Origin of the sequence: Psychrobacter sp. UBA6739, assembly GCF_002453835.1 — a bacterium.
Classification (GTDB): Bacteria; Pseudomonadota; Gammaproteobacteria; order Pseudomonadales; family Moraxellaceae; genus Psychrobacter; species Psychrobacter immobilis_A.
The window spans coordinates 21,735-34,886 of sequence record NZ_DKHR01000016.1 but is presented as its reverse complement, the minus strand read 5'-3'; the positions used below and the strand labels follow the sequence as shown (position 1 = coordinate 34,886).

Here is a 13,152-nt window from a genome sequence, read left to right as displayed (position 1 = left end):
AAAAACAAGTTATTAAAAATGATAATAAAAAGCTAAAGTTGCGTTATTCTATCAGCTTTTGCGAACGCATTAACAGCCTGATACATGACACGAGATAAAAAAGCCGTTAGACTAGCCATAACTTTTTAACTACCAACTTTTTAGCCACCACTTAACAGCGTCATTTTAGGCGTTGCAATCAAAGAGGAATATCACATGGTAGACATGCCACCAGTAGTAGAACTAGACACCAATATGGGTGCGATCGTTATCGAACTCAATGAAGAAAAAGCACCAAAAACCGTTGAAAACTTTTTAAACTATGTAAAATCTGGTCATTATGACGGTACGATTTTCCATCGCATCATTGACGGCTTTATGATTCAAGGCGGCGGAATGGACGCTGAAATGAATGAAAAAGCGACCAATGCTCCAGTTGAAAACGAAGCAGACAACGGTCTAAAAAACGACGCTGGTACGATTGCAATGGCACGTACGCAAGATCCACATTCAGCAACCAGCCAGTTTTTCGTTAACGTAAAAGACAACGATTTCCTAAACCACTCTGGCAAAAACATGCAAGGTTGGGGCTACACCGTATTTGGTAAAGTAACAAGCGGTATGGATGTCATCGAAAAAATGCGCGGCGTACCTACTGGTCGTTTCGGCATGCATGCTGATGTGCCAAAAGAGCCAGTGGTTATCAACTCAGCGACTATTATTTCTGAGTAATCGTTACTCATTATAAATGACGAGGATAAAGATAAATGCAAAGTTTTAATCATTTAATAACGACCCGCCCTCATGAGGTACGGCAAGTTTTGATTAGCGATTTGCATTTATCGCCTGAAGAGCCTGCCTTAGTGCAGGCTTTTTTGGCGCTACTTGATGATTGCCTTGCTCTGCCTGCGCTCAAACGCTTGTTTATCTTAGGTGATTGGTTTGAAGTTTGGCTCGGTGATGATTTTTATTTGTCTTTATCCGACGAGGAACGACAAAGTCATTGGCTCACTCCACTTATCGTTAAATTAAAAAAACTGCGCATAGCTGGCTGTGAGATTTTGGTCATGCATGGCAACCGTGATTTTTTGTTAGGTCAGCCATTCTGTAGTCTATTCGGTGGCGAGCTTATTTATGAGCCGTATACTTTAACTGTCGGTCAGCAAAGCTATCGCTTAGAGCACGGTGATGCCTTGTGTACTGATGATAAAAAGTATCAGTTTTTTCGCAAAATCATGCGTAATCGTTTGACTCAGTGGTATTTGCTCAATAAATCACTAGAAAAACGCTTGGCTATCGCAGATAAAATGCGTAAAAGAAGCCAGCAGAACAACGCCAATAAAGCTGCTTATATCATGGATGTGAACGATGAAGCCGTGCATCAAGCCATCAGCGATAGCGATGCTTTATTGCATGGACATACCCATCGTCCAGCTATTCATCAGGCTACCACTGATAAAAAACGCTACGTGCTTGGCGACTGGAGATTGTTAGATAAAAATACTCACCAGCCAAAAGTCAGTGCGGTGATTGGCGCAGTCACAGGCGACGAGCATTCAAATGACAGTTTTAATAGTAATGCTGCTGAATTTAGATTGATTGAGTTTAAATCGCTCATTTAATGTCGTTTTTTTTGAGCGCCTCTGAACAATAAAAAAGGTCTGTTGAATTATCAACAGACCTTTTTTCTTTAAATTACACTGCATGTTTTTATATAAATGAAACTGCATGATTGACGCGCATCTAAGTGTCAAACTATTGATCGCTCAACTCTTACTTTACGGTATTAATTTAAAGAAATGTTGGCGATAATGCTTCAATTCACGAATAGAATCGCGAATATCGTCTAAGGCTAAATGACTGCCGCCTTTTTCAAAGTTTCTGAGAATATCAGGACGCCAGCGGAAGCAAAGCTCTTTAATTGACGACACATCCAGATTGCGATAATGGAAGAATTTTTCTAATTCCGGCATTTGACGCGCCATAAAGCGGCGATCTTGGCAGATGGAATTGCCACACATTGGCGACTTACCACTATCGACCCATTTATTGAGAAACTTAATTGTCTCAGCTTCGGCCTCTGCCAATGTCACGGTACTACGGCGGACACGGTCGACCAATCCTGACTGACCATGCTGCTTGGTATTCCAATCATCCATTTTATTTAACGTTTGATCCGATACTTTTATAGCGAACACTGGCCCTTCGGCAAGGACATTCAAATCTTCATCAGTGACAACGGTAGCAATCTCGATAATCTCGTCATTCAAGGTATCCAGTCCGGTCATTTCTAGGTCAATCCATACCAGCCCTTTTTTGCCTTGGTTTCTGATTTTAATCTTGTTGGGGTGGTCACCGGTACTCATAAAATATCCTATGGTCAATAAAGTTTAGAACAACTTTGGAGCAATATTAATTAGATAAATCGCCTGTCAATGTTCATGCCTAAGTAGCAAACTGTAGCAAAACGTTGCATCTACTGATTTATAACCCTTAAAACGTTACAAAATCTCTGTCTGCAGCAGGCGCTTTAGGCTGTATGTTATCAAACTTTCACGCTACACTTAGCAATATTTTTTTAATAGGTTCAAAACCCATGGCATTAATTCGGCAACGCAAACTGACTAAGCAACAGATTCGTCGCATCGACAAACAACAGCTGGCAAGTCAAGACAGCATCGATGACAGTTTGATGGATGGCGTAGTCATGGCGCATTATGGCAAGCAGTTGGAAGTACAAGTGACCAGCTTGCCTGCGGTGATACCCGTGCAGCCGGAGATTGCACCCGATGATCCTGAGCCGTTTTGGCAAGAGCTGGCATTAGGCGATATTTGGCGTTGTCATGTGCGTACTAACTTACCGATGCTAGCTGCTGGCGACCAAGTACGCTGGAGTGCTGATCCTAATACTGGCTTTGGACGTATTGAATCGGTCAAGCCGCGTACCTCTCTGGTCTCGCGTCCTGATCGTTATCATAAACTTAAACCTGTCGCCGCCAATGTCGATATTTTAGCCATTGTCTTCGCGCCGCTACCTGCTGCCGCGCCAACCCTCATCGATCGTTATTTGGTCGTCTGTCATCATGCTGGCGTAAAGCCGCTGTTGGTGCTTAATAAAGCCGATTTATTGGCAGAAGAAAACGGCGTCGATACCAAAGAATTACTGGCACAATATGCTTCTCTCGGTTATGAGAGCGTTCTCACCTCAGTCGACTGCCCTGAAAACGTCGCGGATAGCGATGAGCAAGAAGGGCTAGATGAATTAAAACGTTATATCGATAAAAAACTGGTTATTTTTGCAGGGCAATCTGGTGTCGGTAAAAGCAGTTTGATTAATGCCCTACTACCTGAATCGGCACAAAGCGTCAATATCATCTCTGATAACTCAAAACTTGGTCAACATACCACCACCACCAGTCGCTTATTACCATTTAATCCAGCTGACTTGACCCAAGGCGGTATCGTCGATACCCCAGGTATCCGCGAGTACGGCATTTGGCATCTTACACCCGATGATATCATTTCAGGATTTGTAGAGCTTGCACCGTTATCTGGCAACTGTCAGTTCCGTGATTGTCGTCATACTCACAACAGCAAAGGCTGCGCACTATGGCAAGCGGTTGCTGACGGCGTGGTATTGCAGCGCCGTGTGGAAAACCTCGTTACCCTAAGAGAAGAGGCAGATACTAAGCCCTATTAATATTGGCATTATTAGTATCCGCCTTATTAATCGCTGCCTTATGGGTCGTTAATCGCTTGGTTGACCATCGCCCGTTTACTATGGATGGTCTAATCGGTATAATAGCGCCTTGTTCAGTATCGTTAGGCTGTCTTCTCAGCTTAACCGAACACTTATTTTTTTGGAGGTATGGTTTGGATCGTGCGCTGGAATTTGTGGGCAACCACCCGTTTTTATTTGGTATATTAGCCGTACTTGCCGTGCTATTTTTTACGATTGAAAACAAACGTAGTGGCAGAAAAATATCGCCCAATACCTTAGGTATGATGGTTAACTCGCAAAACGCGCAGCTAATCGATATTCGTGCCAAAAAGAAGTTTGAGACCGGTTACATCCAAGGCAGCCGTAACATACCGTTCACTGAGCTCAAAGACCGCTTAGAAGAAATCCGTGCAATTGAGCAGCCAGTAATTATCATTTGTGATATGGGTGTGCAAGCAGGCGCGGCGATTCAGATGATCGGCAAGGACAGTGTCTATCGCTTAGAAGGTGGTATCGGCGGCTGGCAAGCAGCGGGCATGCCATTGGTTGGGTTAAAAGATGCAAAGCCTAAAAATAAAGGCAAAGCCAAACCAAGTCTACATAAGTAGTCCGCTATCCTGATGTTTAAAAATATTTAGCCCGTATCAATTGATATATGATTGAGGGGCGTTGAATATTTATAAATAAAAAAGACACCTTATCGATAGGTGTTTTTTTGTTTGTGGCATTTGTGCTACCGTCAGAGCTTTTATACTCAAGCATCTTGAATTTGCTCTGCTCATCCCCACTTTAATAACGAGCATTACCGAATCTATCTTCAATTTACTTGCTGGTAACGGATTATAAGAATTTTTATCAAATAATTATTTATAATACTTTTTATAATAAAACGCTTACCTTCTAAACTTATAAATAAGGATTTACCATGACTGTCGCTGTTAAAGTTTATACGACGCCTATCTGCCCATATTGCTCAAACGCCAAACAACTCTTAAAAACTAAAGGCGTTGACTACGAAGAAATTGGCATGCACGATATGAGCCGCGAAGAGCGTCAAGAATTAATGAAAAAAACCAATAACTATCGCACTGTGCCGCAAATCTTCGTCGGTGAGACCTTTGTCGGTGGTTTTGATGAGCTCAATCAAATGAACCAACAAGGCAAACTTGACGAGCTATTAGCAGGTTAATCTGCTACTTTTCGTTGCTGTCTGTCTTTGCCTGTGCAATGATAGACAGCGGCAAAGATAAAAGAGAGTAATAAAAACATCCAGATTTTGTCTCGATTTATATTACAATGAACTTTTATTAAAATGACAGTTTGTCCAACTACTTGATCAACTTTTAGAGGATTTATCATGGCTGAAGAACAAGCACAACCACAATTGGCACTAGAGCGTATCTACGTAAAAGACATGTCACTTGAAGTCCCAGGCGCTAGTGTGTTCACCAAAGAGTGGAACCCAGAGCTTGATATCAATTTGTCTAGCAACGCTGAAAAACTGGATGACGATCATTATCAAGTCATCTTAACGGTGAGCGTTACAGCAAAAAATGCGGAAGAAGCGGCATTTATCGCTGAAGTGCATCAAGCAGGTATTTTCTTATTAAAAGACATCCCAGAAGACCAAATCGGTCAAATCTTAGGTGCATACTGTCCTAATGTTTTGTTCCCGTATGCTCGTGAAGTCATCAGCGACATCGTAACGCGTGGTAGCTTCCCGCAGTTATTGCTAGCCCCTGTGAACTTTGACCAAGCTTACGCGCAAAGCCAGCAACAAGCACAAGTTGATGCTGAAGGTAATGCATAAGTTTTAAGCAAAAATTTGCTAGCTTTATTCGCAGTATATTTTGATAAAAAAGCCGTTTACTCATTACGAGTGAGCGGTTTTTTTTGTGAATGCTATTTAAGCGCTTATTCAAAAAAATCGTTGAGCAATGAGAGTTCTACTGAGTAATATTGTGAGACATACAGTTAAAACCGTCAGACATAAAAAAACCCTGCTAATAAACAGGGTCTTCAATCGCGTCATTAATTATTCGAAATCGATGATTAGCCTTTTAACGCTGATAAAATTTGTTGCTTAACATCATCGATGCCTTGCGTGCCATCAAACTTATCATAATTAGGGGCATCGGCACCTTCTTTGGCCTTGTCTTGATAAAAACCAACAAGCGCTGATGTTTGCTCATGATAAGTCGCTAGACGATCACGAATGGTAGATTCTTTATCATCTTCACGCTGGATTAGCGCTTCACCAGTCACATCATCGATACCCTCAACCTTGGGTGGATTGTGATCAACGTGATAAACGCGACCTGAACCAGGATGTTGGCGACGACCAGATAAGCGCTTGACAATCTCGTCATCTGGCACGCTGATTTCGATTACATGATCGATAGCAACGTCAGCATCTGCAAGTGCTTGAGCCTGTGGAATCGTACGCGGAAAACCATCCAAAATACAACCATTGGCACAATCAGGCTTAGCGATACGTTCTTTCACTAGGTTAATAATGAGGTCATCAGAAACCAAACCACCAGCATTCATGATGTCTTTGGCTTTTTTGCCAAGCTCGCTGCCTTCTTTGATCGCTGCACGCAGCATATCGCCAGTTGAGATCTGCGGGATATCATATTCTTTAGAAATAAACTGGGCTTGGGTACCTTTACCGGCGCCTGGTGGACCTAGCAAAATAATACGCATCATTACACGATTCTCCTTAATAGATAGGATTTTGGGACTAATAAAACTCAGGGATTGGTTGTTTGCCAAGCTACCTTACCTTGTGGCTTGGCAAAGCTCAAGTATTTTCATTATTTGCAGTGATAAGTTGTCATGACTTATCTGTTCATATAATGCTGTTGCGCGCTGCTGTATCGGATAACAGCGCTTACGTCAGAGGTGCTGACAACAACAAATATAAATACTATGGAATTTGTTGATTGATTTCAACATTGACCTGATTTTGTTCCGCACTAATCACCACAGGATTACCTGACAAATCCCCTGACTCTGCACTGGCAGTACCACTATGGCTGATACGAGCGATGACAGCCAACTGAACTTTATCCGCTCGCGCCGATTTCAAAGTACGTTCAGGCATCATGGCATCCAAATCGCTTAGGCTAATGCTGGCTTCACCTTGCTTGATGACACTGATAGGCAAACGTTTGGCAGCAAATGGTGGGCCACCATTGACATCACGTATAGCCACAAACAACACATCGTCGGCTTTGACTAACGGCAGCAGGCTAGCATTAATCGTAACAGTCACTTCAACACCTTCAGAGGCTTGCTGTTGCTGAGCGGTGACATTAGCACTTAGCTCATCTAGACTCACCAATGCTTTTGTATGATCACCAGGTTTAGCCGCAATACTGTCACGTAGACGCTTAATCCAGCCTTGTGCTTGATCGAAATTACTACTTCGTGCCTCACCCATTGCCATGAGCATTTGCGCGCCCTCATGCTCTGGATTTTTAGCCAACACGTCTTGTAGCACTCGGCGACTATTAGCGTCTAATTGGCCTTTATTGGCAAAGAAGCTAATCTGTGCATAGGTGGTTGCAATCTCTTCATTGTCTGGTGACAAACGATAAGCACGCGATAAGGCTTCAATTGCGGAATCCGTCGCTTCTAATGATAAGAATAATTCTGATAAACGCATCCAGCGATCTGGATCATCAGCGTGACGATAGACATTGGTCTGCATTGCACTAATTAGTTGTTGACCATCTTCAATCGCCCAAGCAGGCGGCTGATCAATCTTACCCGTTAATAAGTCATCAGCCACTTGACCCACTTTGTCTTCAGCTGCCCAAAGCTCGAACACAGGCGTACGATCGCCGACCATCAAATACGCCATCGCCGCGAGGACTGGCACCCAGACAGTAATAATTAATCGGCTTTTGATGCCAGGCGCGACCATCGGTGTGACTTCACGCTGAGCATCCAATAACTGGCGTTCAAGCTCCAGTTTTTGGTTCTGGTAATGGCTGTCATCGATAGTGCCATTGTCTTTATCTGTTTTTAGTTCTGCTAGACGCTCACGGAACACAGCAACGTTGATATCCAACAGCTGATTGTCCAGAGGTTTTTCTGGCGAGCGTGACGCTCGCAGCCAAGGCATGATGGTAATAACAGCGAGTATTAAGGCGGTAAGTAAGCTTAGAGCAATAAATAAGCCCACAGTAGAGAATATGGTCATTTTTTGTCCTTGAGGCTTGTAATATCATGGTCGTTTTTGTCATCGCTCGAAGCACGTGATAACAGACGATCAATCTCGGCTTTTTCGGCAGCAGATAGAGCAGCAGCCGTACTATTGACCGTTACCCCGCTTTCACCACTAGCGACAAGCTGACGTCGTTTGCTTTGCCAGAACCAGCCTATGAGTAAACTGATGAGTAATAGTGGCGGAAAAAACCACAAAATCCACGTTGATGGACGGACAGGCGGCTTATAAGTGATGAAATCGCCATAACGTTCCTGCATATAAGCACGAATCTCGCCATCACTACGACCGTCTTTTATCAAATCATACGTTTTTTGCTTTAGATCTTGAGCAATGGGCGCATCCGATCCTGCAAGATTTTGGTTTTGACATTTTGGGCAACGCAGCTCTTCGATGAGACCACGATATTGGGCTTCTTGCTGCACAGAATCAAAGTCATAGACCTCAATAGCAGCATAGCTTGCCATACTTATTAGACAAGCTATCAGTAAGCTCGCGACTTTTAACGTAACGGTTGTTATTTTATTGGCTATCATTTACACGCCTCCGCAACCTGAGTCGGATCTGGACTGACGTTGTTATTATTGGCTTCATTGAGCACCATCAAGCAAGGCGTAATACGGCTTTGCCAGTTGCTTTCATTGATCTCACCAATGATGTGCTGACGAATAATACCATTACCATCGACTACGAAAGTCTCAGGCGCACCCGTCAAACCTAAGTCCAAAGCAAACTGACCAGATAAATCCTGAATAGACATCGAGAACGGATCGCCACCTCGGTTTAAGTAGCCTAGAGCATCGCCAATGTCATCTTTATAGTTGACCCCGACCAGATTGACACCGCGCTCCTCTAGTTGCATGAGAAAAGGATGCTCAATAATACAAGTTGGGCACCAAGAGCCCCAGATATTCATTAAAAAGGGCTTATCAGGTAGATTCTCATTGGTCATGATACGACTGGTATCTGATAATAAAGGCAGCTCAAAAGCGGGCACTGGGCGCTCAAGTGCCGTATTGGTAACGATATCCGTCGGCTTACCCAAACGCAGATATAGCATGATGATTAAGCCAATGAAAACGATCAGTGGAATCAAAAACCATAGCTTAAGTTGCTTTTTATTCATGGTTTTCGTGCCACCTACCTTATCTTGCTTTGCATTTTGCTCAGGGGATTGCTTTGATGTGCTCATATTAATTATCCCCTGTCTTTAATGCTGACGCATCCAAATCGGCGACGGTGGTAAAGCCTGCTTTATTCGCCGCAATTTGTGCAGGTGTCTTGGTTTTCTTAATACGATACCGATGATCAAGAATACTCAATACTGCACCAAACGCCATAATCAGAGCGCCTAGCCATATCCAGCGGATAAGCGGTTTCACATAAATACGTACTGCCCATTCATTGCTATCTTCGGCGATCGGTTCGCCCAGTGCCACGTAAACATCACGCATGAGGCTAGCATCAATCGCGGCTTCTGTGACTGGCATCATACTAATGATATAATTACGTTTTTCAGGATACAGAGTGGTCACAGCACGGCCATCTTTGCTGATTTCAACCTCAGCTTGGGTGGCATCAAAATTACTGCCTTTGACTTCACGAAAGCCTTTAACGGTAAAATCATAGCCTTGGACATGAACGCTATCGTTTGGTCCAAGCGCGACATCACGTTCAATACTTAACGTACTGGTAAATGCGACGCCGATGACGGCAATAATGACACCGATATGAGCGGTCTGTTGACCCCAATAGCTCAGACGTAACTGGCGTAACCCTTTAACAAAATTGGATGCGTTTTTAGTTTTGTCTTTGAAATCAACCACCATCCATAGCAGTACCCAAAAACTGACCGCCAAGGTAACGCCAATATTAAGCATCGCAGACGGGCTCACAAAATACGTGATAACTGCTGCAAGCACTAAACTACTGGCTGCAATGACCATACCAGCGCCCAATAGCGGACGGCTGTCTTTTTTCCAGCGAATGTTCGAGCCCATACCCATTGCCACTAATATCAGCCACGTTAGCGGTACAAATAGCGCATTAAAGTAAGGAGGGCCGACAGACACCTGACCTAAATTAAAGGAGTCAGCAATGATAGGATACAGCGTGCCGAGTAATACGACCAAAGTCGAAATTAAAATAATAACGTTATTAATGACTAAAAATGACTCGCGTGAGATCAGTTGATACTGACTTTCGACCGTTAAACGCCAACCACGTACCGCAAACATCAACAAGCCACCGCCGATGATCACACCGAGAATGACTAGAATGACCAGACCACGCGTTGGGTCAGCGGCAAATGAATGCACCGAGGTAATAACGCCAGAACGCACGAGAAAGGTGCCCAATAGACTGAGTGCGAAAGCAAAAATCGCCAGCATAATCGTCCATGCTTTAAAGACACCACGTTTTTCTGTGACCGCAAGCGAATGTAACAGCGCGGTACCAGCCAGCCATGGCATCAATGAAGCGTTCTCTACTGGATCCCAGAACCACCAACCACCCCAGCCAAGCTCATAATAGGCCCACCATGAGCCAAGCGCGATACCAACGGTCAAAAAGCCCCAAGCCGCCAATGCCCACGGACGCGACCAGCGTGTCCACACTGCATCTAAACGACCTTCCCACAATGCCGCCATACAAAAGGCAAACGGTACGACCAAACCCACATAGCCCATATACAGCATCGGTGGATGAATAATCAAACCGAAATCTTGTAGCACAGGATTTAGATCCGCACCATCAACAGGTAAGTTTGGCAATGTACGATCAAATGGCGACGAGGTAAAAATCAGCATCGCTAGCATCATCATCTGCACGCCAGCCAAAATTACCAACACTCGCGCACGCATAGACAGTGGCAAACCACGGCTAAAGTAAGAGACCAGCGCACACCAAGTAGCCATGATGGTCATCCAAAGCAGCAATGAACCCTCATGACCACCCCAAGTTGCCGACAGCTTATAATACCAAGGCAACAGCGTATTAGAATGCTGAGTGACATAGACGAGGCTGAAGTCATTGTAATAAAAGCCTGCCATCAGCGCGGCAAATGATGTGATCATGGCAGCAAATTGTGCCCACGCCAGACTTGGTGCCAAACGCTGCCACGCAACGTGGTCACGCATGATACCGACGGTTGGTAATACCACCTGCAAAATCGCCAATATAAAGGCGGCTAGCAAGGCAAAATAACCCAATTCTGTGATTAACATACGGTCTAACCTTGTTTACCTTAATACGGTCATTGTTTATTTTAGGGATTGGTTTTTTAGGATATTCGAAAGTATCCAGTAATCGTTACTACGAGTATTTATACTGCTGGTCTTTATCAGTATTATTTATTATAAAAGCGCCATTAGCCATTGCAGCTGAGGGCGCTTACAGCAAGGTACATTAGCGTCAACTTGTCACGTTTCTGTATCCACTCTGTATGCGATGTGTATAAAGACATAAAAAATGCGTCATTACTGAATCGCAGGAAAAAACACTAAGACCAGATGCAACCAGCCTGCTAAGAAACCTGTCAAACCACCCAACACGATTAACGTCATCTCATCTTCACGAAAAGCGGGACGTAATAAGTTCTGAAACTCATCTGGCGTCAGCGCGCGAATACGGTCACGAAACAGCCCAAATATTTTACTGGCACGGCTTTCATTGAGCTCAGGATCTCGCAATGGCACCATCGTCGCAACAATTGACTTATCAATGATAGTATTTTTTAGCTGTCCATATTCGCGGCGACCCAAGCCTAGGCGCAGTGTCGTACTAATCACTGGCGACTCTAACACTTTATATAAATGCGACTTCATCAACTCACGCGTTTGTGCAGCACGGTCGCCATACATCATCTCATTCATGATGTTTTCAAGCGTCACCAAATCTTTTACGACAATCTCAGCAAAAACCTCAGAAACTTCCTCTTGGCGTTTCATAAAACCGCCTTGCAAACGATACTGGGCGATATGTGGTAATTGCGGTCTAATAAAGGGAAAGCGACTCTGGACAGCAAAAAACTTCACATAAGGAATAAATCGCGGCTCTACAGGATTAAACACCATCCAAATAGCAATCCAATTGGTAAGAAAACCCCAAATCGCGGCAAAAAACGGCACTGTCCAATGCTGCGGCACCACCAAAAATATAAACATTTGGATAATACCGAAGACCAAACCAATCAAAGCACTGATATGCCAAATAAAATCGATCTCTTTTTGACCAACCTTCAAAAACATATTGACCATTAAACGACGATCACTTTCCATCGTGTTAACAATCATTTTGCGCATATCAACCAAGTCTTCGACGTTATGGGTCAAGTCAGTCACCAAAGACTGCATGATATTGGGCAGCTCTTGATGCGCTTGAGCGTAGACACGGCGCTTCAACGCATAAGGCAGATTACCCCACAGCGCTGGCGAATGGTCCAACATGATTTCATCAATCAATGCTTCAAGGTTTTTGTCCACGGTATCCGTGATAAATACCGCCATCTGCTCAGGCTCCATCGCCTGAAAAAACTCATCAAGCGAGCCAAGCTTTGACAGCGTTTGATCCACGATAACGCCTGATATCTTGCCAGCCTTTCGTGGGACGATACCTTGCCAGCCAATACCCGGCAACCCAAAAAACGGGAAGTTTGGAATACGAATACCCCGAAACTTAATCGGATAGAACAGCATTTTAAGCGCCATCCACACGTGTATCCATGTGACAAATGCGGTCACAGGCGGAATAGTCAGCATGGCAAAAAACTCTGGGTGTTCAGCTATTGTCTGCCACAATGAAGTTGCATCCATGACTTATCTTGCCCCTGACAGGTTAATTGTCGTCGCTAATTAAAAAGGATTAGCAAATTAGAACGCTTAACAAAAAGCCGCTCTGCCCATGATAATTATTATCAAATAAATCGCCTGATTTTAGCATACTTGCCATTCATTAGCACACGTCGAGCCTAGGTAAGTTGTGACTAGGGATGACACGTTTTACTATTACTTTCGATAGTAACAATATTAATATCATCTACAGGCGCTTTAGATAATAACGACCACAAAATAAATGGCGGTGTACTGCGGCGGCTCATTTGTTCTGTTATAATTTGTGATTGTATGACCGCACATCGCTGTATATAGATTGAGGGATTATTATTTCAACTCATATCAGTCCATGTAATTGAAATTCTTATTATTATCCTTTATGCTCGCCG

Annotated in this window: 13 protein-coding genes; 6 read left to right on the top strand and 7 right to left on the bottom strand. The window is 43.8% G+C overall.

The features are described 5' to 3' along the window. Nucleotides 1–204: 204 nt before the first annotated feature. Both B2575_RS03980 and B2575_RS03975 read left to right on the top strand, forming a co-directional pair. Nucleotides 205–711 carry a peptidylprolyl isomerase gene (locus B2575_RS03980; RefSeq protein ID WP_296240274.1) on the top strand — a complete coding sequence of 169 codons (507 nt, stop codon included), beginning with the start codon at nt 205–207 and terminating at the stop codon, nt 709–711. Nucleotides 712–746: 35 nt separating this feature from the next. Then, a complete protein-coding gene (locus B2575_RS03975) occupies nt 747–1,601 on the top strand; it encodes a UDP-2,3-diacylglucosamine diphosphatase (protein WP_296240271.1) in 855 nt (284 codons plus the stop codon). A gap of 156 nt (nt 1,602–1,757) precedes the next feature. On the opposite strand, the gene orn is transcribed toward B2575_RS03975, so the two are convergent. Next, on the bottom strand, nt 1,758–2,345 hold the full coding sequence (orn, locus tag B2575_RS03970) for an oligoribonuclease (RefSeq protein WP_045446983.1): 588 nt from the start codon (nt 2,343–2,345) through the stop codon (nt 1,758–1,760). A gap of 230 nt (nt 2,346–2,575) precedes the next feature. Here orn and rsgA point away from each other — a divergent pair, with 230 nt between their 5' ends. The 4 genes from rsgA (at nt 2,576) to secB (ending at nt 5,510) form a co-directional block, all read left to right on the top strand. Then, nucleotides 2,576–3,679, top strand: coding sequence for a ribosome small subunit-dependent GTPase A (gene rsgA / locus B2575_RS03965; protein ID WP_055123794.1), 1,104 nt, complete (start codon nt 2,576–2,578; stop codon nt 3,677–3,679). A 173-nt stretch (nt 3,680–3,852) separates the two neighbouring features. Beyond that, nucleotides 3,853–4,308 (top strand): rhodanese-like domain-containing protein, encoded by a 456-nt coding sequence (locus B2575_RS03960; RefSeq protein ID WP_045446990.1) that lies wholly within the window; start codon nt 3,853–3,855, stop codon nt 4,306–4,308. Between the two features lie 317 nt (nt 4,309–4,625). Beyond that, complete coding sequence (gene grxC / locus B2575_RS03955) at nt 4,626–4,889, top strand: glutaredoxin 3 (protein WP_045446994.1); 264 nt, start codon at nt 4,626–4,628, stop codon at nt 4,887–4,889. A 168-nt stretch (nt 4,890–5,057) separates the two neighbouring features. Then, a complete protein-coding gene (secB, locus tag B2575_RS03950; RefSeq protein ID WP_045446997.1) occupies nt 5,058–5,510 on the top strand; it encodes a protein-export chaperone SecB in 453 nt (150 codons plus the stop codon). A gap of 242 nt (nt 5,511–5,752) precedes the next feature. Here the strand turns inward: secB and adk are convergent, their stop codons facing one another. The 6 genes from adk to B2575_RS03920 form a co-directional block, all read right to left on the bottom strand. After that, entirely contained in the window at nt 5,753–6,409 is a 657-nt protein-coding gene (gene adk, locus B2575_RS03945) for an adenylate kinase (RefSeq protein WP_055123793.1), read from the bottom strand. Nucleotides 6,410–6,629: 220 nt separating this feature from the next. After that, nucleotides 6,630–7,910 carry a c-type cytochrome biogenesis protein CcmI gene (gene ccmI, locus B2575_RS03940; RefSeq protein ID WP_296240268.1) on the bottom strand — a complete coding sequence of 427 codons (1,281 nt, stop codon included), beginning with the start codon at nt 7,908–7,910 and terminating at the stop codon, nt 6,630–6,632. Beyond that, nucleotides 7,907–8,470: a cytochrome c-type biogenesis protein gene (locus B2575_RS03935; RefSeq protein ID WP_296240266.1), complete on the bottom strand. Its 564-nt coding sequence runs from the start codon at nt 8,468–8,470 to the stop codon at nt 7,907–7,909. Before B2575_RS03935 ends, ccmI begins: the two co-directional genes overlap by 4 nt. Further along, nucleotides 8,467–9,126, bottom strand: coding sequence for a DsbE family thiol:disulfide interchange protein (locus B2575_RS03930; RefSeq protein WP_201503046.1), 660 nt, complete (start codon nt 9,124–9,126; stop codon nt 8,467–8,469). Before B2575_RS03930 ends, B2575_RS03935 begins: the two co-directional genes overlap by 4 nt. A gap of 1 nt (nt 9,127) precedes the next feature. Beyond that, nucleotides 9,128–11,158 carry a heme lyase CcmF/NrfE family subunit gene (locus tag B2575_RS03925; RefSeq protein WP_296240263.1) on the bottom strand — a complete coding sequence of 677 codons (2,031 nt, stop codon included), beginning with the start codon at nt 11,156–11,158 and terminating at the stop codon, nt 9,128–9,130. A 252-nt stretch (nt 11,159–11,410) separates the two neighbouring features. Next, complete coding sequence (locus B2575_RS03920) at nt 11,411–12,745, bottom strand: hypothetical protein (RefSeq protein ID WP_087815527.1); 1,335 nt, start codon at nt 12,743–12,745, stop codon at nt 11,411–11,413. Nucleotides 12,746–13,152 lie beyond the last annotated feature (407 nt).

Coding starts and splice junctions, on each gene's coding strand:
- B2575_RS03980 (WP_296240274.1), top strand. CDS start 205: ATGCCACCAGTAGTAGAACTAGACACCAATATGGGTGCGATCGTTATC.
- B2575_RS03975 (WP_296240271.1), top strand. CDS start 747: ATGCAAAGTTTTAATCATTTAATAACGACCCGCCCTCATGAGGTACGG.
- orn (WP_045446983.1), bottom strand. CDS start 2,345: ATGAGTACCGGTGACCACCCCAACAAGATTAAAATCAGAAACCAAGGC.
- rsgA (WP_055123794.1), top strand. CDS start 2,576: ATGGCATTAATTCGGCAACGCAAACTGACTAAGCAACAGATTCGTCGC.
- grxC (WP_045446994.1), top strand. CDS start 4,626: ATGACTGTCGCTGTTAAAGTTTATACGACGCCTATCTGCCCATATTGC.
- secB (WP_045446997.1), top strand. CDS start 5,058: ATGGCTGAAGAACAAGCACAACCACAATTGGCACTAGAGCGTATCTAC.
- adk (WP_055123793.1), bottom strand. CDS start 6,409: ATGATGCGTATTATTTTGCTAGGTCCACCAGGCGCCGGTAAAGGTACC.
- ccmI (WP_296240268.1), bottom strand. CDS start 7,910: ATGACCATATTCTCTACTGTGGGCTTATTTATTGCTCTAAGCTTACTT.
- B2575_RS03935 (WP_296240266.1), bottom strand. CDS start 8,470: ATGATAGCCAATAAAATAACAACCGTTACGTTAAAAGTCGCGAGCTTA.
- B2575_RS03930 (WP_201503046.1), bottom strand. CDS start 9,126: ATGAGCACATCAAAGCAATCCCCTGAGCAAAATGCAAAGCAAGATAAG.
- B2575_RS03925 (WP_296240263.1), bottom strand. CDS start 11,158: ATGTTAATCACAGAATTGGGTTATTTTGCCTTGCTAGCCGCCTTTATA.
- B2575_RS03920 (WP_087815527.1), bottom strand. CDS start 12,745: ATGGATGCAACTTCATTGTGGCAGACAATAGCTGAACACCCAGAGTTT.